Consider the following 22753-nt stretch of genomic DNA (forward strand, 5'->3'; position numbering starts at 1 on the left):
CGGGACGCCCGGCCGGGCGTCCCGGCCTCCCGCCCCTGGGAGGGGGCGTGGGCGGCGATCAGCGTACGGCGGGGCCCTGCCGGGGCGGCGCCGTACGCGGGGTGAGGCGGCCGCGCGCGAACACCGGATCGCCGTCGGCGCCCGGAAGGTGTGTTCGGGCGGGTTCGGGGCGTAGGCTCGTTGAGCGTGGATCTCGACTTCGTCCGCGTGCACGCCGGAAGGCCGGTCGCGGAGCTGACCCGGCGTGACGTGGTGCGCGCGTTGCTCGCCGTGCCCTCAGGCGTGGCGCTGGTGGCCCTTCCCGACCTGCGCCGGGCGATGGAGCGGGCCGGAAACCCGCTGACCCCGCCCTTCTGGGAGTCGGCCCGGACGGCGCTGGGGGCGATCGAGTCGGGCAACGCGACCGTGGGCGACGTGCAGCGCTGGCTGGAGTCCACCGGCACCGAGCCGTTGCTGCTGACCCGGACCATGTTCGTCTGGCCCGAGGAGGACGAGCGCGGGCCGGTCGCCGAGGAGATGTTCCACCGGCTGGTCGCCCACCTGGAGCGGCGGGTCGCCGAGGGCGAGGTCGATCCGGACGCCCTCGCGCTGGGCGACGAGACGGCCAGGGCCTCCTACGAGGAGATCCAGGAGCGCTGGCTCGGCACCCCGCTGCCCGACGGGCGGGTGCCCAGGGACGCGGTGAGCGACGAGCAGGACGAGGAGCTGTCGGCCGCCTGGCACGAGGAGGAGGCGTTCGCCCTCGGCGAGCTGCGGCGCATCATGGCGGAGCTGCCCGAGGCCGAGCGTCCCGAGGAGGCGCTGCGGGCGGCGAGCGCCCGGCTGCGCGAGCTGATGACCGCCCCCGGCTACCCGGGCAACGTGCTGCGGGCCTGCGCCGGCTACGAGGGCGGCCCGCTGCCGGCCGACGACGAGGAGCTGTGGCTGACGGTCGCGGCGGGGATCGCCGGGCCGATCTCGGACCTTCCGGAGGAGGACGACCTCGCCGAGGTGTTCGCCGACCTGGAGGAGGAGCTGAGCTCCGAGGACTCCGTGCTGGCGGCGCTGTGCGCGATCGACCACGCGGACTGGCTGGCGGTGGTGGCCGCGCTGGCCAGGCGCGGCCCCGGGGTGCTGGCCTCGCCGGAGCGGATCGCCCGGCTCATCGCGGAGTCGGAGGACATCGACGTCCGGATGGACGAGCCGGAGGATCTGGAGTCGGCCGAGGCGCTGTTCGGGTCGGTCACGCCGCTGTGGGCCTGCCTGGGGATCGTCGACCGGAGCGAGGTGCTCACCCCGCTGGGCCACTGGGGCCTGCCCAGGGCCCTGGAACGGGCCTGGTCGGAGACGGGCTGAGCCGTACGGCCTGAAGCCGTACGGCGGGCCCCGCGGCGGGCGCGGTCAGGCGTTTTCGCCGGGCTTGCGGGGATCCCGGTCGTGCGGAAGGTCGATCTTGGAGATCTGCTTCCGCATCGACTTGACGAGCAGGAAGAGCGCGAAACCGAGGGCGGCGACGACGAGGAAGCCCAGTACACCCGGGCTGACGTCGCCATCGGCGGCGGCGGCGAACACGATGGCAGTCACACCTCAAGTCTGCCACCGCCACCCGGCGGTCCCGTCAGTGGCAGGCGGGGGAGGTCTCCTCGGCCAGAACGCCGGTGAACAGGTCGTCCTCGGGAAGCTCGGTGTCCACCAGGGAACGCGCCAGGTGGTAGTCCTCGGTCGGCCAGATCTCCATCTGCACCTCGCGCGGGCAGACGAACCAGAACCCGTCGGGGTCGACCTGGGTGGCGTGCGCGATCAGCGCCTGGTCGCGGACCTCGAAGTAGTCCCCGCAGGGGACCCGGGTGGTGACGGGCCACTTGTCCTTCTGCGGGCGGTCCTCCCAGCGGGCGATCCAGTCGCTGTAGGGGGAGCCCAGGCCGCGGGAGACCATCGCCTCGTGCAGGGCCTCGAACCGCTCCCGGGTGAAGCCCATGTGGTAGTAGAGCTTCAGAGGCTGCCAGGGCTCGCCGGTGCCGGGGTAGCGGTCGGGGTCGCCGGCCGCCTCGAACGCCTCCACCGAGACCTTGTTGGTCATGATGTGGTCGGGGTGGGGGTAGCCGCCGTCGTCGTCGTAGGTGAGGATCACGTGCGGCCGGAAGTCGCGCACGGCCGCGACCAGCGGCGCCGCGGCCGCCTCCAGCGGCTGGAGGGCGAAGCAGCCCTCGGGCAGCGGCTCGTTCTCGTCCTCGGGCAGGCCCGAGTCGACGAAGCCGAGGAAGCGCTGCCGGACGCCCAGGATCTCGCGGGCCCGCTCCATCTCCAGGCGGCGGACCTCGCCGATGTTCTCGAGGATGTCGGGGCGGTCCATCTTGGGGTTGAGGATGGAACCGCGCTCTCCGCCAGTGAGGGTGCAGACCAGCACCTCCACGCCTTCGGCGACGTAACGTGCCATCGTGGCGGCGCCCTTGCTCGACTCGTCGTCGGGGTGCGCGTGAACGGCCATAAGCCTCAGCGGTGCACTCACGGGGCTCGCTGTCTCCTCTTTGTCTGTCGCGTTCGGATCTTCGTCTGTCCCGCCGCGGCCCGGGGGACCGGCCGCCCGCCCGCGCCCTGGGACGCCGTGCCATTCCACGGCGCGGCCTGAGGCACTCTAGAGAGAGGTTAGTTTCTCGTGGGCGGTCGCGGGGGCAACGCCCCCGCGGGGGACAATTGTTTCGGACAACGCCGCGGTAGTGCTTGGAGATTCCGTCATGGCCATCAGTGAGGCCGAGCAGGGCCAGGAGCCCCGCCCCGTGCTCGGCAGTCCCGGCGACTTCCCGGAGCGGGAGCCCCGCCGGGGCAACTTCGTCGTGCACGTGGTGATCGCCATCCTGTGCGCGGTGTGCGCCGCCGGGTGGGGTTACGTCATGTGGGCGTCGAAGGGCAACACCGACGTCATCGACGAGGTCATCGCGTTCGATGCCAACCGTAGCGACTCCCTGCAGATCACCTTCGAGGTGGTCAAGCCGTCCGACCGCGCCGCCGTCTGCCGACTGCGGGCCGTGGACGTCAACCACGTGGAAGTGGGCAGCCGGGAGATCGATATTCCGGCAGGTAAGGGATATATCCGCCTTACCGAGCGGCTGCAGACCAGTGCCCAGGCGACTTCCGGCTCGGTTCAATACTGCCATCTCGTATAGTGAGATATTTGGGGAAGCGTTCGAGCCGTTAACTTGTTAGCCTGTCGAGATTCGATCGTGCGCCACCCAGCGTACGAGTGCCTGTCCGAGTACGAAGCCCCCTTCAAGAGGAAGCAAGGAGAACCCGTGGCCGACTCCCACAACGAGAGCGTCACCTGGCTCACGCAGGAGGCGTACGACCGCCTGAAGGCGGAGCTGGAATACCTCTCGGGGCCCGGGCGCGTCGACATCGCCAAGAAGATCGAGGCGGCCCGCGAAGAGGGTGACCTGAAGGAGAACGGCGGCTACCACGCCGCCAAGGACGAGCAGGGCAAGATGGAGGCCCGGATCTTCCACCTCCGTCAGATCGTCGACAACGCCAAGGTGGGCGAGGCGCCCCGCACCGAGGGCGTCGTGGGCCCCGGCATGACCGTCACCGTCCGCTTCGAGGGTGACGACGAGGAGGTCACGTTCCTGCTGGCCTCCCGCGAGGAGAGCGGCGCCCCGATCGACGTCTACTCGCCGAAGTCGCCCCTCGGCGCGGCGATCAACGGCAAGAAGGTGGGCGAGAAGGCCACGTACACGATGCCGAACGGCCGCTCCAACTCGGTGGAGATCCTCGACGCCGTGCCGTACGTCGGCGGCTGACCCTCCGGCCCGTGACCTTCCGGGCCGGAGACCTGATCCGTGGATCCGCCGGGACGTCCCGTCCCGGCGGATCTCCATGTGTGGAACGGGTCCCTGCGCGCGGGGGCCTTCACACCCGGGAAGTGACTCCGTGCGCGGAGGAGGCCCGTTCCCGAAAGCGCGGCGATAAGTCGTTAGAGAACTTTTAGCGGCTTTCCATGCGTCATCGTCTGATTTCCGGCACTCTTGGTCTGGCGCCGGGCGGAGGGAAGGAGACGACGTGTTCGAGGGGCGGACGCGTGTCTCCCATCTGATCCACGAGGCCCGGCAGGACCTCGCCTACGCCCCGCGCATCCGGCGCGCCGCGCCCGGCCTCCGGCGGCGCCGGCGCCTCCTCCCCGTCGTCCTGGTCGTCCTCCTCGCCGCGCTGGCGGCCGGGACGGTCGTCGTCGTCACCCTGCCCGAGCGGGTCCCCGAGACGACGGTCGCCCTGCGCAGGCCGGTCACCACGGAGACCGTCCGGGCCGCCGCCACACCGGCCCCCGCGCCCACGCGGGCCGCGCCCCCGCCGGTGGCCCCGCTCACCTCGATCCACAAGCCCAGCATGTTCGTCGTCGCGAACCGGGCGCTGAGCTCGGCCGTGGTCGCGAAGGTCGCCCAGATCTCCGGGGTGCGGGCGGTGGAGCGCGCCGACGCCGCCGAGGTGGGCATGGACGGCAAGCGCGTGCAGACCCTGGGGGTCGATCCCTCGACGTTCCGCGCCTACACTCCCAAGCCGACCGCCCGCTCCGACCGGCTCTGGCACAACGTCTCCGCCGGGGAGATGGCCGTCTCCTTCGTCCTGGGCAACGACGGCGGCATGCCGCTGGGAAAGATCGTGAGCGCGGCCGGGCGCAACCTGCGGGTGGGCGCCTACGCGACGATGGGCATGGGCGCCATCGACGCGGTCGTCTCCCGGGAGACCGCGCGGGCGCTGGGCGTCCCGGAGAACAACGCGCTGGTAGTGAGCGCGCCCAGGGCCGACACCGCCAAGCTGCGCGCCGCCCTGCTGCGCGTCCTGCCCAGGGGCAGCCAGGTCGCCGCGATCAACCCGGTGCTGCGGGCGCCCGTGCAACAGCCCGGGAAGCAGACCGGGAAGCAGACCGGCCGCACGGTCTGGCCGGCGGGTTCCTTCATGACCGCGGAGCAGATCAGGACGGCCCTCACCGCGGCCGTCGGCAAGCTCGGCCGGCCGTACGTGTGGGGGGCCGAGGGGCCCGACACCTTCGACTGCTCGGGCCTGGTGCAGTGGGCCTACGCCCAGGCGGGCGTGAAGATGCCCCGGGTGACGCACCAGCAGTTCGTCGCCGGCCCGCAGGTCTCGCTCGCCCAGGCCCAGCCCGGGGACCTGCTGTTCTGGCGGTCCGACCCCACCAACCCCGGATACGTCTCGCACGTGGCGATCTACTGGGGCGACGGCAAGATGCTCCAGGCCCCGCGGACCGGTGACGTGGTCAAGTTCAGCCCGGTCAGCACCCGAAACCTCGCCGGGGTCGTCCGGGTCAGCCCGGTCGTCGCGGCCCGCGTCCGCTGACCCGCCGCCCCCTCCCCGGCCTCATCCCGCGTAGACGCCTCCCGCGCACGGCGGACCCCGTACACGCGTACGACGGTCCCCACCCGCGCGTACGGCGCCCCCCGCGTACGACGGTTCTCCGCGTACGGCGCCCCTCCGCGTACGGCGGCCCCTCACGTACGGTGCCTCCCCGCGTACGGCGGTCCCCGCCTCCCCGTCCAGCATTGCCCGCGTACGGCGGTTTTCACCCTGCGCGTACGGCGGATTCGCCTCTGGTCTCGTCACCCGTAGCGTTGTAATGTCGATTACATGGATATCGAAGAAGCAACACAGAAGCTGCGCGGCTGGTTCTCCGGGCGGCTGCCCGAGGACTGGTTCGAGGGCCAGCCCGAGATCGTCCTGGACCGCGAGGAGATCGCGGTGATCGGCCGGCTCCCGGCGCCCTCCTTCACCGACGACGTCTCGGAGGTGGAGCGGGCCGCCGCCCTGGAGGGCGGCGTGCAGCGGTTCCGCGAGGAGACCCGGGAGCGGCGCATCGAGATCGCACTGGAGGCGGAGCGCCGCTTCCGCCGCAAGGTCTCCTGGGGCGTCGAGGTGGGCGACGAGACGGTGATGTTCACCACACTGTCGGTCCCCGTCATGACCCGGCTGAGGCAGTCGGAGCGCCGGGTGCTGGACACCCTCGTGGCCGCCGGGGTGGCCCGCAGTCGCAGCGACGCGCTGGCCTGGTGCGTCCGCCTGGTCGGCAGGCACACCGACTCCTGGCTGGCGGATCTGCGGGACGCGCTGCGTCACGTGGACCAGGTGCGGGCCGCCGGACCCGACCTGGATTCCTGAGCCTGAGCGGGGAAAACGGCCGCCGACTGGTCTGAACCTGTTCACTAATTGGTTTAGACCTTTATCAGTGGCCTATACCACTGCGGTAAGCGTCTTTTTTAGGCTCGCTTCTTTTGGGTAGGTCCTCTCAAACACCATGCCCCCTGCCAGCCCATACGCCCGCGAAGCGGGCGGGTGAGGGGTCGGGGCGACCGCCGGCCGCGTTAATTCACTGGTCTACGCCAATTGGATCGGACGCGGTTTCCTGGTCAATGATGTTTTGGCCCTGAGAAGCGTAAGGAGCCGTAGCAGTGTCCGTTATCGAGGACGTAACCGCCCCCAGCCCGACCAGCCACGCCGGACTGGCCGCCTGGGTCGCCGAGATCGCCCAGCTGACGCAGCCCGACCGGATCGAGTGGTGCGACGGCTCGGAAGCCGAGTGGACGCGCCTCACGAACCTCCTGGTCGAGCAGGGCACGTTCAAGCGCCTGGCCAAGCGGCAGAACAGCTTCTACGCCGCCTCCGACCCCAGCGACGTGGCCCGCGTGGAGGACCGGACCTACATCTGCTCCGAACACGAGGAGGACGCCGGGCCGACCAACAACTGGATCGCCCCGGACGAGATGCGCAAGACCTTCGGGGAGCTCTTCAAGGGCTGCATGCGCGGCCGCACCATGTACGTCGTGCCGTTCTGCATGGGCCCGCTCGGCGGCGAGATCTCGCAGCTCGGCGTCGAGATCACCGACTCGCCGTACGTCGCCGTGTCGATGCGGATCATGACCCGGATGGGCGAGCCCGCGCTGCGGCTCATCGAGGAGCGCGGCGACTTCGTCAAGGCCGTCCACTCGGTCGGCGCCCCGCTCAAGCCCGGCCAGGCGGACGTGCCGTGGCCGTGCAACTCCACCAAGTACATCAGCCACTTCCCCGAGACCCGCGAGATCTGGTCCTACGGCTCGGGCTACGGCGGCAACGCGCTGCTCGGCAAGAAGTGCTACGCCCTGCGCATCGCCAGCACGATGGCCCGCGACGAGGGCTGGCTGGCCGAGCACATGCTCATCCTCAAGCTGACCCCACCGGAGGGCGAGACCCGCTACGTCGCGGCCGCGTTCCCGAGCGCGTGCGGCAAGACCAACCTGGCCATGCTCCAGCCGACCATCCCCGGCTGGAAGGTGGAGACGATCGGCGACGACATCGCCTGGATGCGGTTCGGCGACGACGGCCGCCTGTACGCCATCAACCCCGAGGCGGGCTTCTTCGGCGTCGCGCCCGGCACCGGCGAGTCCACCAACGCCAACGCGATCAGGACCCTCTGGGGCAACAGCATCTTCACGAACGTCGCCCTCACCGACGACGGCGACGTGTGGTGGGAGGGGCTCACCGACGAGCCTCCGGCGCACCTGACCGACTGGAAGGGCCGCGACTGGACCCCGGACGGCGGCGAGCCGGCCGCGCACCCGAACGCCCGGTTCACCGTGCCCGCCGGCCAGTGCCCGACCATCGCCCCCGAGTGGCAGGACCCCAAGGGCGTGCCGATCTCGGCGATCCTGTTCGGCGGACGCCGCGCCACCGCGGTGCCGCTGGTCACCGAGTCGCTGAGCTGGCAGCACGGCGTCTTCACCGGGGCCAACATCGCCTCCGAGAAGACCGCCGCGGCCGAGGGCAAGGTCGGCGAGCTGCGCCGCGACCCGTTCGCGATGCTGCCGTTCTGCGGCTACAACATGGGCGACTACTTCGGCCACTGGATCAGCATCGGCCGGCGGGAGGGCGTCCGGCTGCCGAAGATCTACTACGTCAACTGGTTCCGCAAGAACGACGAGGGCAAGTTCGTCTGGCCCGGCTTCGGGGAGAACATCCGCGTCCTGAAGTGGATCGTCGACCGGATCAACGGCAGGGCCGAGGCGGTGGAGACCCCCATCGGCCTGCTGCCCGCCGAGCTCGACACCGACGGCCTCGACCTCTCCGCCGAGGACCTGCGGACCCTGCTGAGCGTGGACGCGGAGGTCTGGAAGGAGGAGGCCGCGCTGATCCCGGCCTTCTTCGAGACCTTCGGCGACCACCTCCCCAAGGAGCTCTGGGACGAGTACCACGCCCTGGTCGCGCGCCTGGACAAGTAGGGACGCCGCGCCCCGGTGCGCTCCGGAGCGATCCACTGCGCACCGGAAAACGGCCTCCGCGGCGAACTTCCGTGATGACCCGATCGTCTACATGACGGCGGGGCATCCGCCTTTCCTCCACCCCCCGGGAGGCCGGACATGGAAGAAGCACTGCTCGTCGTCGCCCTGATCCTCCTCGCCGCCGTGGGCTTCACCGCGTCGGCCCTGTCCAGGGAGCATCGCCGGGCCCGCTCGGCTCCGTCCGTCCACCTCACCGGCTCGCCGGGCCACTACGAGATCGCCTACCTGGCCGGAGGGCCGCTGCGGACGGTCAACACGGCCCTCGCCGTGCTCGCCAGGGGAGGGGGCGTCCGCGTGTCACGGGGCGGCCAGGTCAGCGTGGTCACCGGGGCCCCGCTCTCCCCCGATCCGGTCGAGCGGGCCGTCCTCAAGACCCTCCGCGCCCGGGGCGGGTCCTGCCAGGTGGGGCAGCTGCGCCGCGCCGTGGCCGACGACCAGGCCATGAGCGACCTGCGCGACGGCCTGACGCGGGCGGGCCTGCTGATCCCCGACGGCGCGCTCGCCCCGGCCAGGAGGCTGCTGAACCTCCTGCTGGTCCTCACCGTGCTCGCCGTCGTCTTCGAGTTCGTCACCCTCATCCCCACCGTCTTCAGGTTCGTCACCGTCATGTCCATCGGTGGCGGGGAAGTGGTCGGCGTGGTGACGCCGCTGGCCGGAGCCCTCGCCGCGGTCATCGGCATGACGACCTACCAGAGCCGGAAGCGCGCGCTGCGCGGCATGCTGACCGACGCCGGGCGTGCGGCCCTCGACGACGTCGGCAGGACCCACGTGCGGGGCGTCTCCCGTGCCGCGGACCTGCCCCTGTACGCCGCGGTCGGCATCCCGGTCGCCCTGTACGGCCTCGCCGAGGCCGGCGACCCCGCCCTCACCGAGGAACTGCAGCGGCAGCACGCGAACAGCGCCGTGAGCTGCGCCTCGGGCTCCTGCGGGGGCTCCTCCGGGTCGTCGGGCGACGGCGGCTCCTTCGGCGGGGGCGGCGATTTCGGCTCGGGCGGCTGGGGCGACTCAGGCGGGGGCGACTCGGGCGGCGGGTCGAGCTGCGGAGGCGGGTCGAGCTGCGGCGGCGGAGGCTGCGGTGGCGGCTGAGCGGCCCGCCGGGGCGGCGCGGGGAGACGACATGACGGGGACCGGGCGGCTCGGGGTCGGCATCGGGTGGCGACCGGAGATCGACCTGACCGTGGAGCGCCTGCCGGGCGTGGACTTCGTGGAGGTCGTCGCGGAGAACATCCGTCCCGGCGACCTACCGGAGTCGCTGCGGGTGCTGCGCGGCCGGGGCCTGCCGGTGATCCCGCACGGCGTCGGGCTGGGGCTGGGAGGGGCCGAGCCGCCCGACCCGGACCGCCTGGCGCACCTGGCGGACTGCGCGCGGGCCCTGGACGCCCCGCTGGTCAGCGAGCACCTGGCCTTCGTCCGCGCGGGCGGCATGGAGGCGGGTCACCTGCTGCCGGTCCCGCGCACCCGGGCCGCGCTGGCGGTGGTCGCCGACAACGTACGGCGGGCGCAGGCGGCCCTGCCCGTCCCGCTGGCCCTGGAGAACGTGGCCGCCCTGTTCGGCTGGCCCGACGACGAGATGACCGAGGCGGAGTTCCTGGGCGAGCTGGTGGAGACGACCGGGGTCGGGCTGCTGGTCGACGTGGCCAACCTCTACACCAACCAGATCAACCTGGGCCTGCCGGCCGTCGGCGCGCTGGACGCCCTGCCGCTGTCGGAGCTGGCCTACGTGCACGTCGCCGGGGGGCACCTCCACCACGGCGTCTGGCACGACACCCACACCGCCCGGGTTCCCGGTGAGGTGCTGGAGATCCTGGCGGAGCTGCGCGCCCGGGTGGACCCGCCGGGCGTGCTGCTCGAATGGGACGGCGACTATCCCGGCGACGACGTGCTGGAGGCGGAGCTCGGCCGGATCCGCGAGGCGGTGACCCGTGCCTGACCCGGTGAACCACCCCGCCCCCTCACCCGGGCCCGGCCTCCCGTACGGCCCCGCCCCTTCACCCGCGCCGGGCCTCCCATACGGCCCTGACTCCCCGCCCGCGCCCGGAACCGTGAACGGCTCCGTATCCGGTCCCGCGGCCGGTGCCCGGGCCGAGCTGGCGCGGGCCCAGGCGGAGCTGCTGGCCGCCCTGGTGGCCGGGGGCGAACCGCCCCGGGGGTTCGACGAGGGGCGGCTGCGGATCCAGGCCGCGAGCCTGGTCTCCAAGAGACGCGGGGTCGTGGCCCGCATCCGGCCGGACCTCGTGGCACTGCTCGGCGCCGCCGGGTTCGCCGCCGAATTCGACGCCTACGCCCGGGGCCGCCCCAAGCCGCCCGGCGGCTCCCGGGCCGACGCCCGGGACTTCGCCGAGCGGCTCAGGGCGGCCGGGCACCCGCTGCCGGAACCCGAGCCGGAGCCGCCCGCCGGACGCCGCCGGTGGACCCGGTTCACGCGGGCGCTGCGGGAACTCCCGCCCGTCCTGCCGACGCGGGTGAAGGGCCTCACCCGCGGGTGGGCGGGTCGGCCGCGCTGATCGCCGCCGGGTGTCCCGCCTGAGCGGCGGGTACCGCCCCGGCCGAGTGACGGACACCACGCCCCGGGCGGGTGGTGGGCGCCGCGCGCCGGCCGGGCGGCAAGGAGACCTCCGCCGAACTTTCGTGCGATCTCTCTCGTCTATACCGGAAACGGGGCCGAATGCCCCGCCTTCTCTCCCCCCGGAGGCGGATATGGCGATCATGGTGTTCTTCGGTGTCATCGTTCTCACCGGCGCCGTCGTCCTCGCGGTGGTGCTGCTGTTCAGGAAGGCCGACGCGGTCACGGCCGCCGGCCGGCCGAAGAGGTTGGACCCCCGGCCCCGCGGTCGCGTCGGCGCCCGCTCCCGCCGCATGTCCTCGGCCTACTCGACGTCCTACGACGCGCCGTCCTTCGGTCACACTCCCGGCGGCGACGGCTGCGGCGGATCCTCCGGTGGCCACGGTCACTCCTCCGGCTCGGACGGCGGCTCCTTCGGCGGGGGCGGCGACTTCGGCTCCGGAAGCTGGTAGGCCCCGTGCCCGCGGGCGGCCCGCCGGAGCACTCCGCCCGCGGGCGCGGCGCGCCGGCCCGTACCGCCGATCGGTGCCCACCGGTCTGAACCCGCCGACTCGAACCGGCCCGAACCGACTCGAACCGACTCGAACCGGCCCGGACCGTGGCCGCACCGGCCGGCGCGTTTGGCCGGACGGGCCGGGGATACCTACTCTGACGTGGGGGGACTGCGCTGTCTTGACGGGTCGTACCTGACCGTCACGCCGGTGGCGTGCCGGGACAGCGTCGGCTCGCCGTACGAGGTCACGCTCGAACTCCACCGCGACGGCGTGCTGTACGGCACCGTGGGGGAGCGCTGCGGCTGGTTGCTCGCCCGGCTGGCCAGGGAGGTCACCGAGGCCCGCGCCGGCCACCAGGACCAGTGGCCCGACCCCGACGACCGCTTCCCCGGCCTCCCGGGGGAGGACGAACTGTTCGCGTTTCGTTACCGGACCAGGAACGGGGTCGTCAGCGGGGGCGAACTCCGATGTCAGCTGCGTACCATCCCGGTCTGGACGCCGGGACGGCGGGGCGGGTCGGGGGAGTGGCGGCTGACGCGGAGGGCGTTCGTCGAAGCCTGGTGCGGCGGCGGGGTCGGCCTGCGCGCGGTCCTCACCTCCGCTGAACTGGGGATCTTCATCGACGCGCTGGTCGCCGAGGCCGAGGAGTGCCTGGGACGAGCAAGCCCGGCAACCCATCCGGGATCCCCATAGAGGGGGCAACAGGTCCCCGGGACGGTGATAATTGCCTGTCAGCGCCCTTCCACCGCGGGCGTTGGAAGGAGGGGATTCCATGGATGTGCGCGATCTCGTCTACCGGCTGTACGAGCGGCGGCTGGAGGCGAAGCTGTCGCGGCAGCCGGGATCGGTCCCCCGGCACGTCGGCGTCATCGTCGACGGCAACCGGCGCTGGGCGCGGGCGATGGGCCTCGACGACGTCAGCCGCGGTCACCGCAAGGGCGCCGACAAGATCTCCGAGCTCCTGGGCTGGTGCCGGGAGGCCGGCGTCGAGGTCGTGACCGTGTGGCTGCTCTCCAGCGACAACCTCAGCCGGCCCAAGGACGAGCTCGACCTCCTGGTGAGGATCATCGAGGACGTGGTCCAGGAGCTCGCGGCGGACGGCTGGCGCGTCAACCCCATGGGGGCGCTCGACCTCCTGCCGGACCGTACGGCCCGCGTCCTGAAAGAGGCAAAAGAAGCGACATCCCACCGTCCCGGGCTGATTGTGAACGTTGCTGTTGGGTATGGAGGAAGGCGTGAGATCGCTGATGCGGTGCGCTCCCTCCTCCAGGAGCACGCCAGCAAGGGCGCGAGCATCGAGGACCTGGTCGAGGTCCTGGATGTCGAGCACATCGCGGAGCATCTCTACACGCGCGGCCAGCCTGACCCGGACCTCGTCATCCGGACCTCGGGAGAGCAGCGGCTCTCCGGATTCCTGCTCTGGCAGAGCGCTCACTCCGAGTTCTACTTCTGCGAGGCCTACTGGCCCGACTTCCGCAGAATCGACCTCCTGCGGGCGCTCCGCTCCTACGCCGCGCGGCACCGGCGGTACGGCTCCTGACCCGTGTGACGAATGCCCCCTTTTGGATAGGCATGCGGCATTGGAAGGCGGGTATTCAGGACGTACCGTAACAAGTGGGTGGCCACCGGCCGCCCACACCGGAGAGGGCCCGCCTTTGCGACAACGTTCCGCCAGGGAGGGCCGGGCACCGGCACCCCCGGCGTGTCGCGCGGTGGGATCCAGGTCCGGTCCGCATCCCAGCACATGGCAGGGCGCCCCCCATGGCGCCCGGGGGAGATCGCGTGGCAAACCCTTCGTCCTCAGCCACGTCGCCGGCCACCAACCGGCGTACGTACGTCCTGGACACCTCGGTCCTCCTGGCTGACCCGGCGGCGATGAGCCGCTTCGCCGAACACGAGGTGGTCCTCCCGATCGTCGTCATCACCGAGCTGGAGGCCAAGCGGCACCATCCGGAACTCGGCTACTTCGCGCGCAAGGCGCTGAGGTACCTCGACGACCTGCGGGTGACCCACGGGCGGCTGGACGAGCCCATGCCCATCGGAGACGGCACCATCCGGGTCGAGCTCAACCACAGCGACCCCTCGATCCTTCCCGTCGGCTTCCGGCTCGGCGACAACGACACCCGCATCCTGACCGTGGCGCGCACCCTCGCGGCCGAGGGACACGACGTGGTCCTCGTCTCCAAGGACCTGCCCATGCGGGTCAAGGCCGCCTCGATCGGGCTGGCGGCCGAGGAGTACCGCGCCGAACTGGCCTTCGTGGAATCCTCCGGCTGGACCGGCATGGCCGAGCTCCAGGTGGCCGACGAGGACGTCCAGTCGCTCTTCGAGCACGGCACCGCGGACGTGCCCGAGGCGCGCGACCTGCCCACCCACACCGGCCTGCGGCTGCTGTCCAACCGGGGCTCGGCGCTGGGCCGGATGATGCCCGACAAGTCGGTGCGGCTGGTGCGCGGCGACCGCGAGGTGTTCGGCCTGCACGGCCGTTCGGCCGAGCAGCGCATCGCGCTCGACATCCTGATGGACCCCGAGATCGGGATCGTCTCGATGGGCGGCCGGGCGGGCACCGGAAAGTCGGCCCTGGCCCTCTGCGCGGGCCTGGAGGCCGTCCTGGAGCGCCGCCAGCACCGCAAGGTGATCGTCTTCCGCCCGCTGTACGCCGTCGGCGGCCAGGAGCTCGGATACCTCCCCGGCACCGAGAACGACAAGATGAACCCCTGGGCGCAGGCCGTCTTCGACACCCTCGGCGCGATCACCACCCCCGAGGTGATCGAGGAGGTCATGGACCGCGGCATGCTGGAGGTGCTGCCGCTCACCCACATCCGCGGCCGTTCCCTGCACGACGCCTTCGTCATCGTCGACGAGGCCCAGTCGCTGGAGCGCGGGGTGCTGCTGACGGTGCTGAGCCGGATCGGCGCCAACTCTCGCGTCGTGCTCACCCACGACATCGCCCAGCGCGACAACCTCCGGGTGGGCCGGCACGACGGCGTGGTCGCGGTCGTGGAGAAGCTCAAGGGACATCCGCTGTTCGCCCACGTCACGCTGACCCGCTCGGAGCGCTCGCCGATCGCCGCGCTGGTCACCGAGATGCTGGAGGACATCACGATGTAACGGGCCCGTCTCCGGCGGGCGGCCGTCTCGCCGCCCGCCGGAGGCGGTTCCCGGTCACGGGGGCAGCCGCACGCCGTCGGCCGCGAGGTCGCGGAACTCGAAGCAGGTGTGCTCCCCCCACGACCTGGGCTCGCCGGGGAACAGCCGGGTGATCTCGACGCTCCAGATGCTCTCCTGCTTGTTCTGCCGGATGGTGCAGGTGAGCTGGGCGATCCCGGCCCGGGAGAGCGTGCCCTCTCCCGACAGGATCACGTTCAGCCGGTATCCCGTGGTGTCGCCGAGGTCCTTGCGCCGGCCCGACTCGGCGTACCGGGTGGTCTCGGTGTCGTAGTGCCGGAAGGCGTCGAGGGCGGTGGTCAGCTCCGGTTCTGGCGGCTGCTTGCCGGCCCGGAACAGGGTGTCGACGATGTCGGAGGCCGTGTCGGAGCCCACCGGGATCCTGACGGGCTCCAGGCGGCCGTCGCGCAGCAGGTAGACGGTCACCCACGTGGGGCTGTAGCTGATCACAGGGGGCCGCCCGCGGTCCTGGACGCCGGTGGGGGCGATCCCGCACCCGCCGAGCGCGAGGACGGCCGCCAGGGCGGCGGCGGGCCACCGGGCGGGGCGGGCGAGTCGTTCCGTGCGCCGTACGGCCGTGCCGGGCCGTCCCGCCTCCCGGGCGGGGTCGCGGTGTGCCCTCATCTTCCGGGCAGCCAGACCGTGAAGAGGACGCCGGGGTCCTGCGCCCGCGCCGAGACGGTGCCGCCGTGCAACTCGACGTTGGCGCGGGCGATGGACAGGCCGAGCCCGCTGCCGTCGCCGCCGCTCGCCTTGTAGAAGCGGTTGAACACGTGCGGCAGGTCGGCGGGCGGGATGCCCGGGCCGTGGTCGCGCACCTTCACCTCCAGTCCGCCGGGGACGCGGCGGGCGGTCACCACGACGGGGGGCGCGCCGTGCCGCAGGGCGTTGCCCACCAGGTTCGCCACGATGACGTCGAGGCGCCGCGGGTCGGCGGAGAAGGCCAGCGCGCGGGGCACGTCCACCTCCACCCGGTCCGACCAGCCCCGTATCTCCAGGCAGTCGTCGATCACGTCGGCGACGTCCACGCTCTCGGTGTTCAGCGTCGCCGTGCCCGAGTCGAACCGGCTGGTCTCGATGAGCTGCTCCACCAGGGTCCGCAACCGCTTGATCTCCCGCAGGACGAGCCGTACGGCCGCCGCCGGCTCGGCGGGCAGCCGGTCGGCCTCCTCCGAGAGCATGTCGGCCACCGCCGTCATCGCGGTCAGCGGGGTGCGCAGCTCGTGCGAGACGTCGGCGACGAACCGCCGGGACATCGCCTCCAGCGAGCGCAGTTCGGACACGCTGTGCTCCAGGGCGGCGGCGGTGTCGTTGAAAGTGGCGGTGAGCTGCGCCAGCTCGTCCTGACCGTGCACCGGCAGGCGGGTGTTGAGCCGGCCGGCGCCCAGCGCCCGGGCCGCCGAGCCCAGCCGCCGGACGGGCAGCAGCACCCGCCTGGCCGACACCAGGGCGACGGCGAGCGCGATGACCAGCATGACGCCGCCGGCCGCGGCCAGCGGCCGGCGCAGGTCGTCCAGGAGCCGCTCCTCCTCGGTGAGGGGGACGAAAGCGAAGACGCTCATCCCGGTGGGCCTGGCGATGCCGAGGGGCTCGATCCGCCACACGGGGGTGGCGATGATCAGCCACATCCGTCCCCGGACCGCCCGGCGGGCGGTCACCGTCTTGCGGGCGGACGCGGTGACGAGGTCGGCGGGGACATCGCTCATGCCGAAGTCGCCGTCGGGGTAGGCGTAGCTCTCGTAGCGGACCACCACCCGGCCGTTGCGGGCGCGCAGGCTCCGCTGCAGGGCGGCGATCTGCGTGTCGGCCGGCGGGCCGTCCCCCGGCCAGCGGGCGCCGACCGGCACCTTGATCCCCTCGATGATGTCGCGCACGTCGCCGACGGCCACCTGCTCGGTCCGGTCGATGACCCGGCGCTTGACGAGCTCGTAGCCGATCACCGCGACGAGCGCGGAGGCGGACACGGCGATGAGGGTGAAGGCGATGACCAGGCGGCCCCGCAGGCCGGTGTGCATCAGCCTCACGGCGGGCTGAACCGGTAGCCGAACCCGCGGACGGTGTGGATGAACTCCGGCTCGGCGGGCACCTCCTCGATCTTGGCGCGGATCCGCTGGACGCAGGCGTCCACCAGGCGGGAGTCGGCGACGTGGGTGTGGTCCCAGACGGCCCGCAGCAGGTACCTGCGGTTGAGCACCTGGCCGGGGTGGCGGACCAGTTCGAGCAGGAGCCGCAGTTCGGTGGGGGTCAGGTGGATCTCCCGGCCGGCCAGCGACACCTTGAGCGCGCCCCGGTCCACGACCAGGTCGCCGAAGGTGACGCGGTCGGAGGCGGCCGACTCCACCCGGCGCAGCACGGCGCGGATCCGCGCGTCCAGCACGCGCGGTTCGACGGGTTTGACCACGTAGTCGTCGGCGCCGGCCTCCAGGCCGACGACCACGTCGAGGTCGTCCCCGCGGGCGGTGAGGAGGATGACGGGCAGCTGGTCCATCCGGCGGATGCGGCGGCACACCTCGACCCCGTCGATGCCGGGGAGCATGACGTCGAGCACGGCGATCTCGGGGCGGCGCGACCTGATGTGGGCGAGGGCGTCCTCGCCGTTGTCGTAGGAGGTCACGGTGTGCCCCTGGCGGCTCAGCGCCAGCTCCAGCCCCGTCCGGACCGAGGGATCGTCTTCCACCAGAAGGATGCCCGCCACGCCGTAATTATTCGCCCAAATGCCATCGGATCGGTGCCTGTCATTGAACTGTGACAGGGAAGGGGCAGGCCGGGCGGTACGGCGGGACCCGCCGGGACCTCCCACTCCGGTGCGCGGGCCGGGCGGGCCGTCTAACCGGTAAATGTGACTGAAATCACAGTACATTGCCAAATGACGGGAAAGGCCACGTAATCAGGTGGTAAGCAGGGGGAAAGCCTGTTGATCTCGCGGGAGAGGCAGACCAACTCCGCCGTTCAGGTTGCGGAGCACCCCCCCGCGCACGGCAAGCTCATAGGTCGTGAGCTCAGGACCGCCGCAGTTGAGGGAGCATCCGGCTCCGCGCCCCCGCCGTAACGCCCGGAAATCCGCCAAGCGGGACAAGGCGGCCCCACAGGAGCCGCGGGCGGGGAAGAAGAAGGGGTGGCTGACCCCCAAGCGCGCCATCATCCTCGCGACGACGGCCGCCGTCGTCGTGGGCGGCGGCGGGTTCACCGTCTACACCGCGATGCAGAACGCCTCCGCCCCGAAGCCGGCGCCGCTCTCCCTGAACGAGATGTCGAAGATCTTCGGCGGCGGCGACCCGTTCGCGCCCGACCCCGAGGGCGACATCCTCAAGGCCCAGGCCGCCCAGGCGCTCAAGGCCGACCGGCTGGCCGCCGAGCGCGACAAGCGCCGCAAGCTCAGCCCCATCAAGATCGTCAAGGAGGCGCCCGGCGGCGGCGGCTTCGACCCCAAGCAGCTCCCGCCCGGCCCGGCGAACCCGTCCGGCAACCGCGCGCTGGGCAAGCAGATGCTGGACGCGCGCGGCTGGAGCGACCAGTGGGGCTGCCTGGAGAGGCTCTGGACCAAGGAGAGCGGCTGGAACGAGCGGGCGATGAACCGCTACAGCGGCGCCTACGGCATCCCGCAGTCCCTGCCCGGCAGCAAGATGGCCAGCGCCGGCGGCGACTGGCAGACCAACCCCGCCACCCAGATCGCGTGGGGCCTCGGCTACATCAAGGGCCGCTACGGGACGCCATGTGGTGCCTGGGCCCATTCCCAGGCCACGGGCTGGTATTGAGACACCAGGACTCGGCAAGTCTGACCGCCTCCATGCCATGGGCGACGCACCCTGGGGCTCATGGATGTGAAGGTCAGCGTGGTGGTGCCGGTGCGCGATCCCGGCACCGCGGCCGACGCCTGTGTCCGCTCGCTCCTCGCGCAGTCGATGGCCCCGGAGGAGTACGAGGTCGTCTTCGCCGACGCCGGGCCGGGCGACGGGATCCAGCGGCGCCTTGAGGCGCTGTCGGCGGCGCGGCCGAACGTCCGGGTGCTGCACCTGGGGGAGACCGGCTCGCCGATGAGGGGCCGCAACATCGGGATGGCCGTCGCCCAGGGCGAGTACGTCTACCTGATGGAGCAGACCGACCGGCTGGAGCGGACCGCGCTGGAGCGGATGTACCGGCGGGCCGTGCAGACCGACGCCGACGTCCTCCTCGGACGGCTGGTGGCCGGCCGGATGCCGCCCTCCCCGGTGTTCGAGGCCGACCGCGACCGCGCCGACATCCTCAAGGACCGGCTGCTGTCCGCGCTGACCCCGCACAAGCTCTACCGCCGGGCGTTCCTGGACGCCGAGGCGCTCGGCTTCCCCGACCCCGGCGGACGCCTGGCCGAGGAGACCTTCGTGCTCCGCGCCTACCTGCGAGCCAAGGTCGTCGCGGTCCTGGCCGACGAGGTCTGCTGCCACGTGGCCGAGCGCCCCGAACCGCCGGGCGACCCGTACGTGCAGGGGGCGGAGCTGCGCGAGCTGCTCGACGTCATCGACGCCGAGCTGCCCCCGGGACGGCGGCGCGACCGGATGTACGCGCACTGGCTGCGGGCCTCGGTGCTGCGCCGGCTCGGCGGCGGCCGGTTCGTCACCGCCTCCGCCCGGGAGCGGGCGGCCACCTTCACCACGCTGCGCGAGCTCGTCATCCAGCGCTTCCCCCCGCATCTGGACCGGTACCTGCCCGTCCATCTGCGGGTCCGCGCGGCCCTGCTGCGCGCCGGCCGCCTCGACCGGCTCCTCGCGCTGGCCGAGGCCATGCGCGGCACCCACCTGCGGGCCGACCTGCGGGAGGCCGGATGGCGGGACGGCGCGTTCGAGATGACGCTCACCGTGGAGATCATGCGGGCCGGCGGCGAGCCGATGCGGTTCGTCCCCTACGGCGAGACCGGCCTGCTGTGGGACCCCCCGGCGCCGCTGGACGTCCAGCTCCCCCCGGAACTGGTGGACGTCACCCGGGCCGTCTCACAGGCCCGGGTCGAGGTCTACATCAGGCACCCCGGCAGCGGGCTCGTCCACGCCCTGCCGGTGACGTCGTCGCTGACCCGCTGCCGGCACCGCAACGGGATCAGGCTGCAGGCCGGCGCGACCGCCCGGCTGGAGGTGGACACCGCGGCCCTGGGCCGCCCGCTGCCGGCCGGCCCGTGGGAGGTCCACGCGCGCATGCACGGCGGGGCGCACCGGGCCCGCGCCCGGGTGACCGGCGTCCCCGGCGACTGCGTCGGCGACCTGGCCGGCCGCTCCCGGAGGCTGGTCGTCCCCTGGTGGTCGGAGGAGGGGGAGCTGGGCGTCTGCGTGGAGCCCCGGTCGTTCTCCGAGTCGATCGTCCTGGTCTCGACGGGGACGAAGGTCATCCGCGACCGGGGACAGGTCTTCGTCGTCGTGCCGGTGCCGTACGTGCCGCCGAGCGGGGGGCCGCCCGCGGAGCTGACGCTGCGCCGGGCGGCCCGCCCGGACCAGGAGGTCTGCGTGCCCGCCCTCATCGAGCCGGGTGTGCCGGGACGCCACGCGGGGCGGCTGGTGGCCAGGGTCCCGACCCGGCTCGCCGCCCAGGAGGGGTTCCTGTGCCCCGGGGAGTGGCTGCCGTTCCTGCGGCTGGACGGCGGGGAGGAGGCCCTGCGCTTCCGGCTGCGGATGGGCCGCACCGGCAGGGTGGAGGTCGGCGGCGCGGGCGGCCCGGACGCGGCCGGACCCCGGTACCCGCTGGCCCGGCGCGCGGTCCTGCGGGTTCCCGGGGTCCGGGGCACCGTCCGGCTCGCCCGGACGGTGCGGCGGCACTACCTGCCGAGCTGACAGGCGTTGACGAGGTCACCGCTCGCCGGGCGCGGCAGGGTCGCGCTCGGCGGGGGAGCCTGGCCCTTCTCCACCCAGCCCGCGAGGGCGTCGAAGGCGGTGCGGAAGCACGGCAGCATCGGCCGCAGCCTGTCCGGGAAGCTCGCGTACAGGCCGTCGGTGTGGGTGCCGTCGGTGATCCGGTAGTAGCGGAACGGCCGGTCTCCGACCATCTTCGCGTAGACGTCCCCGGTGCGGGAGATCGGCAGCAGCGTGTCCAGCGTGCCCTGCAGGGTGATCAGGGGCTTGCCGATCCGCCCGGTCAGTTCGATCTTCCTCACGGCCGGCGCGACGTACTTCCTGCGGGCCGCGTAGTCGTAGTCGGCGTCGCAGTCCGGCGTACCCGAGGCGCAGAACGGCGTGCCGGCATCGGTGTCGCCGTCGTAGCCCGGGTCGAGCTCCTCGCGGTAGAGCCGCTGGGTGAGGTCCCAGTACACCTGGTGGTGGAACGGCCACAGGAACTCCGACCCCTTGGCGTAGCCGGCGTCGTACATCGCCTGGGCGTCACCCTTGGGATAGGCCCGCAGCGCGGGCGGCAGGAAGGTCAGGAGGTTGTCGTCCTGCGTCCACAGGGTGCCCTCCCAGTCCACCCCGCCGTCGTAGAGCCACGGCCGGTTCTCCAGCTGCCAGCGGACGAGGTAGCCGCCGTTGGAGATGCCCGCGGCGTAGGTGCGGCGGGGGAGCCTGCCGTACCGCTGCGCGGCGACGGCCTTGGCGGCCAGCGCCACCTGCGTGACCCGGGTGTTCCACTCGGCGAGCGCGTCCCCCGGCTTCCTGCCGTCCTTGTAGAAGTCGAGGCCGGTGTTGCCCTTGTCCGTCGCCGCGTAGGCGTAGCCCTTCGCCAGCGCCCAGTCGGAGATGACGAAGTCGTTGGCGTACTGCTCGCGGTTGCCGGGGGTGCCCGCGACGACCAGCCCGCCGTTCCAATCGTCGGGCAGCCGGATCACGAACTGCGAGTCGTGGTTCCAGCCGTGGTTGGTGTTGGTGGTGGAGGTGTCGGGGAAGTAGCCGTCGATCTGGACGCCGGGCACGCCTGACGGGCTGGTCGCCCCGGCCGGGTGCAGGCCCGCCCAGTCGGCGGGGTCGGTGCGCCCGGAGGCGACCGTGCCGGCGGTGGTGAGGTCGTCCAGGCAGGACTTCTCCTGGTGCTCGGCGCCCACGACCGTCAGCAGGCCCATCAGCGCGCAGTGCCGGCCGACGCCGGAGGCCCCGGCCGTCTCGGCGGTGGCGGCGGTGGCGGCCGGGGCGCCCGCGGCCAGGGCGGCGGTGAGGAGGGCCAGGCCCGCCGCGAGCGCGGCGGGCCGGCGGCGCCGGGAAGCCGCCGTCGATGTCGCCGCCGGTGTCGCCGTCGGTGCCGCCGTCGATGTCATCGTCATGCCTCTCAGCTCCGCTTCAGGTGGTCGGCGAGGGCGGCGCGGAACTCCTCGGGCCGCTCGACGTGCGGGCTGTGCCCGCAGTCGAGGACGACCTCGGTGAAGTTCCCGTACCGCCGCAGCACGGTTCGCGTCTGGGTCACCATCGGCTGGGCCGGGGTGCCGGGGGACCCGGGGACGATTCCCAGGGCGCCCAGGTGGGCGAGGTCGAGCATCGAGGTGTCGGAGACGATCACGTCGGAGTCGCCCCTGACCCACAGGACGGGCGGCTTGGGATCGACGGTGTGCAGGTCGTCCAGCCGCAGGTACGTGGGGGCCATGGTGTTGAGCACCCCGCGACGGCCGGGGGCCGTCCCGGGCCAGGCGTCCGAGGGGACCGCGTCGCCCGGGTAGTTGTCCTCGCCGATCCTCGTGGTGAGCATCGACTCGACGAAGACGTCCTCGTCCTCGGGGTCGAGCACCGTGCCGGGCTTGACGTACGTGGCGCGCAGCACGCTCCGCGGCGACAGGGGCGAGTCGGCCGACCGGTCGCCGGCGGCCAGCAGCCGCACGAACTCGGGGTTGGCCGTCCCCCCGCCGCCGCCCGCCCCGTCGGGGTGGTTCAGCGTGCCGTCCGGCCCGTGCGTGCCGCCGAAGCCGTACGGCGAGACCGGGTTGACCAGCGTCACGCTCCGCACGGCCGAGGGCCGGTCGCGCAGCGCCTGCAGCACGACCCCGCCGCCCATGCTCCACCCCACCAGGTGCACGCCGGACAGGTCGAGGGCGTCGACGAGCGCGAGGACGTCGTCGGAGAAGTCCCGCAGGCCACGGGTGGCGTCGATCGGCGCCGGGTCGCTCTCGCCGAAGCCGCGCAGGTCCACCGCGAGCGGCCGGTAGCCGCCGGGCAGGGCGAGCATCGTCTCCCGCCAGAAGACGGAGCTCGACACGTTGCCGTGGACGAACAGCACCGGTTCGCCCCCGGCCGTCCCGGTCGTCAGGACGTTCTGGGTGATCCGGGCGGTGGGCACCCGCCGGCTCTCGATGTGCATCTGGT

The 22753-nt window shown here is 72.5% G+C and carries 22 protein-coding genes; 15 read left to right on the forward strand and 7 right to left on the reverse strand.

Going from position 1 to position 22753, the window contains the following annotated elements; genetic code table 11:
- The first annotated feature begins 186 nt into the window (after positions 1–186).
- Positions 187–1335, forward strand: a complete 1149-nt coding sequence (locus IEZ10_RS11655) for a hypothetical protein (RefSeq protein WP_189246489.1) — start codon at positions 187–189, stop codon at positions 1333–1335.
- Positions 1336–1380: 45 nt separating this feature from the next.
- Here IEZ10_RS11655 and IEZ10_RS11660 read toward each other — a convergent pair whose 3' ends face one another.
- Both IEZ10_RS11660 and mca read right to left on the reverse strand, forming a co-directional pair.
- Positions 1381–1563 carry a hypothetical protein gene (locus tag IEZ10_RS11660; RefSeq protein WP_189246490.1) on the reverse strand — a complete coding sequence of 61 codons (183 nt, stop codon included), beginning with the start codon at positions 1561–1563 and terminating at the stop codon, positions 1381–1383.
- 34 nt (positions 1564–1597) lie between these two features.
- Positions 1598–2488, reverse strand: coding sequence for a mycothiol conjugate amidase Mca (gene mca, locus IEZ10_RS11665; protein WP_189246491.1), 891 nt, complete (start codon positions 2486–2488; stop codon positions 1598–1600).
- 226 nt (positions 2489–2714) lie between these two features.
- Between mca and IEZ10_RS11670 the strand changes: the two genes are divergently transcribed.
- From IEZ10_RS11670 to phoH2, 12 genes are all read left to right on the forward strand, one after another.
- Positions 2715–3143, forward strand: a complete 429-nt coding sequence (locus IEZ10_RS11670; protein ID WP_189246492.1) for a DUF4307 domain-containing protein — start codon at positions 2715–2717, stop codon at positions 3141–3143.
- A gap of 126 nt (positions 3144–3269) precedes the next feature.
- Positions 3270–3770: a transcription elongation factor GreA gene (gene greA, locus IEZ10_RS11675; RefSeq protein ID WP_189246493.1), complete on the forward strand. Its 501-nt coding sequence runs from the start codon at positions 3270–3272 to the stop codon at positions 3768–3770.
- Between the two features lie 259 nt (positions 3771–4029).
- Positions 4030–5322 (forward strand): C40 family peptidase, encoded by a 1293-nt coding sequence (locus tag IEZ10_RS11680; protein WP_189246494.1) that lies wholly within the window; start codon positions 4030–4032, stop codon positions 5320–5322.
- 288 nt (positions 5323–5610) lie between these two features.
- Positions 5611–6138: an ATP-binding transcription factor AbmR gene (gene abmR, locus IEZ10_RS11685; RefSeq protein ID WP_189246495.1), complete on the forward strand. Its 528-nt coding sequence runs from the start codon at positions 5611–5613 to the stop codon at positions 6136–6138.
- A gap of 290 nt (positions 6139–6428) precedes the next feature.
- On the forward strand, positions 6429–8231 hold the full coding sequence (locus tag IEZ10_RS11690; RefSeq protein WP_189246496.1) for a phosphoenolpyruvate carboxykinase (GTP): 1803 nt from the start codon (positions 6429–6431) through the stop codon (positions 8229–8231).
- A gap of 138 nt (positions 8232–8369) precedes the next feature.
- On the forward strand, positions 8370–9377 hold the full coding sequence (locus IEZ10_RS11695) for a TIGR04222 domain-containing membrane protein (protein ID WP_189246497.1): 1008 nt from the start codon (positions 8370–8372) through the stop codon (positions 9375–9377).
- Entirely contained in the window at positions 9367–10221 is an 855-nt protein-coding gene (locus IEZ10_RS11700; protein WP_229811168.1) for an MbnB/TglH/ChrH family RiPP precursor modification enzyme, read from the forward strand. Before IEZ10_RS11695 ends, IEZ10_RS11700 begins: the two co-directional genes overlap by 11 nt.
- A gap of 112 nt (positions 10222–10333) precedes the next feature.
- Positions 10334–10795: an SCO6045 C-terminal-like domain-containing protein gene (locus IEZ10_RS11705; protein ID WP_189246498.1), complete on the forward strand. Its 462-nt coding sequence runs from the start codon at positions 10334–10336 to the stop codon at positions 10793–10795.
- 193 nt (positions 10796–10988) lie between these two features.
- Complete coding sequence (locus tag IEZ10_RS11710) at positions 10989–11306, forward strand: hypothetical protein (RefSeq protein WP_189246499.1); 318 nt, start codon at positions 10989–10991, stop codon at positions 11304–11306.
- 201 nt (positions 11307–11507) lie between these two features.
- A complete protein-coding gene (locus IEZ10_RS11715; RefSeq protein WP_189246500.1) occupies positions 11508–12041 on the forward strand; it encodes a hypothetical protein in 534 nt (177 codons plus the stop codon).
- 79 nt (positions 12042–12120) lie between these two features.
- Positions 12121–12888, forward strand: a complete 768-nt coding sequence (locus tag IEZ10_RS11720; protein WP_189246501.1) for an isoprenyl transferase — start codon at positions 12121–12123, stop codon at positions 12886–12888.
- Between the two features lie 221 nt (positions 12889–13109).
- Positions 13110–14459, forward strand: coding sequence for an RNA 5'-3' helicase PhoH2 (phoH2, locus tag IEZ10_RS11725; protein ID WP_189246502.1), 1350 nt, complete (start codon positions 13110–13112; stop codon positions 14457–14459).
- A 54-nt stretch (positions 14460–14513) separates the two neighbouring features.
- Here the strand turns inward: phoH2 and IEZ10_RS11730 are convergent, their stop codons facing one another.
- Genes IEZ10_RS11730 through IEZ10_RS11740 form a run of 3 tightly spaced genes read right to left on the reverse strand, consistent with a single transcriptional unit; the run spans position 14514 to position 17211 of the window.
- Positions 14514–15140, reverse strand: coding sequence for a hypothetical protein (locus IEZ10_RS11730; RefSeq protein WP_189246503.1), 627 nt, complete (start codon positions 15138–15140; stop codon positions 14514–14516).
- Positions 15137–16531 carry an ATP-binding protein gene (locus tag IEZ10_RS11735; protein ID WP_229811182.1) on the reverse strand — a complete coding sequence of 465 codons (1395 nt, stop codon included), beginning with the start codon at positions 16529–16531 and terminating at the stop codon, positions 15137–15139. The genes IEZ10_RS11730 and IEZ10_RS11735 overlap by 4 nt, the downstream gene beginning before the upstream one ends.
- A 5-nt stretch (positions 16532–16536) precedes the next feature.
- On the reverse strand, positions 16537–17211 hold the full coding sequence (locus tag IEZ10_RS11740) for a response regulator (protein ID WP_189246505.1): 675 nt from the start codon (positions 17209–17211) through the stop codon (positions 16537–16539).
- A gap of 298 nt (positions 17212–17509) precedes the next feature.
- Between IEZ10_RS11740 and IEZ10_RS11745 the strand changes: the two genes are divergently transcribed.
- Entirely contained in the window at positions 17510–18271 is a 762-nt protein-coding gene (locus tag IEZ10_RS11745; RefSeq protein ID WP_229811169.1) for an aggregation-promoting factor C-terminal-like domain-containing protein, read from the forward strand.
- A gap of 60 nt (positions 18272–18331) precedes the next feature.
- A complete protein-coding gene (locus tag IEZ10_RS39885; RefSeq protein WP_189246506.1) occupies positions 18332–20308 on the forward strand; it encodes a glycosyltransferase family 2 protein in 1977 nt (658 codons plus the stop codon).
- Here IEZ10_RS39885 and IEZ10_RS11755 read toward each other — a convergent pair.
- Positions 20293–21723 (reverse strand): tannase/feruloyl esterase family alpha/beta hydrolase, encoded by a 1431-nt coding sequence (locus IEZ10_RS11755; protein WP_229811172.1) that lies wholly within the window; start codon positions 21721–21723, stop codon positions 20293–20295. The genes IEZ10_RS39885 and IEZ10_RS11755 overlap by 16 nt on opposite strands.
- A 5-nt stretch (positions 21724–21728) precedes the next feature.
- Positions 21729–22748 carry an alpha/beta fold hydrolase gene (locus IEZ10_RS11760; protein ID WP_189246507.1) on the reverse strand — a complete coding sequence of 340 codons (1020 nt, stop codon included), beginning with the start codon at positions 22746–22748 and terminating at the stop codon, positions 21729–21731.
- Between the last annotated feature and the right edge of the window lie 5 nt (positions 22749–22753).

The organism is Streptosporangium pseudovulgare (genome assembly GCF_014648055.1).
Taxonomy (GTDB): domain Bacteria; phylum Actinomycetota; class Actinomycetes; order Streptosporangiales; family Streptosporangiaceae; genus Streptosporangium; species Streptosporangium pseudovulgare.

What these genes read in the sequence shown, in the direction of transcription:
- IEZ10_RS11670 (WP_189246492.1), top strand. Translation starts at nt 2,715, where the DNA reads ATGGCCATCAGTGAGGCCGAGCAGGGCCAGGAGCCCCGCCCCGTGCTC.
- abmR (WP_189246495.1), top strand. Translation starts at nt 5,611, where the DNA reads ATGGATATCGAAGAAGCAACACAGAAGCTGCGCGGCTGGTTCTCCGGG.
- IEZ10_RS11695 (WP_189246497.1), top strand. Translation starts at nt 8,370, where the DNA reads ATGGAAGAAGCACTGCTCGTCGTCGCCCTGATCCTCCTCGCCGCCGTG.
- IEZ10_RS11710 (WP_189246499.1), top strand. Translation starts at nt 10,989, where the DNA reads ATGGCGATCATGGTGTTCTTCGGTGTCATCGTTCTCACCGGCGCCGTC.
- IEZ10_RS11720 (WP_189246501.1), top strand. Translation starts at nt 12,121, where the DNA reads ATGGATGTGCGCGATCTCGTCTACCGGCTGTACGAGCGGCGGCTGGAG.
- phoH2 (WP_189246502.1), top strand. Translation starts at nt 13,110, where the DNA reads ATGGCGCCCGGGGGAGATCGCGTGGCAAACCCTTCGTCCTCAGCCACG.
- IEZ10_RS11730 (WP_189246503.1), bottom strand. Translation starts at nt 15,140, where the DNA reads ATGAGGGCACACCGCGACCCCGCCCGGGAGGCGGGACGGCCCGGCACG.
- IEZ10_RS11735 (WP_229811182.1), bottom strand. Translation starts at nt 16,531, where the DNA reads ATGCACACCGGCCTGCGGGGCCGCCTGGTCATCGCCTTCACCCTCATC.
- IEZ10_RS39885 (WP_189246506.1), top strand. Translation starts at nt 18,332, where the DNA reads ATGGATGTGAAGGTCAGCGTGGTGGTGCCGGTGCGCGATCCCGGCACC.
- IEZ10_RS11755 (WP_229811172.1), bottom strand. Translation starts at nt 21,723, where the DNA reads ATGACGATGACATCGACGGCGGCACCGACGGCGACACCGGCGGCGACA.
- IEZ10_RS11760 (WP_189246507.1), bottom strand. Translation starts at nt 22,748, where the DNA reads ATGCACATCGAGAGCCGGCGGGTGCCCACCGCCCGGATCACCCAGAAC.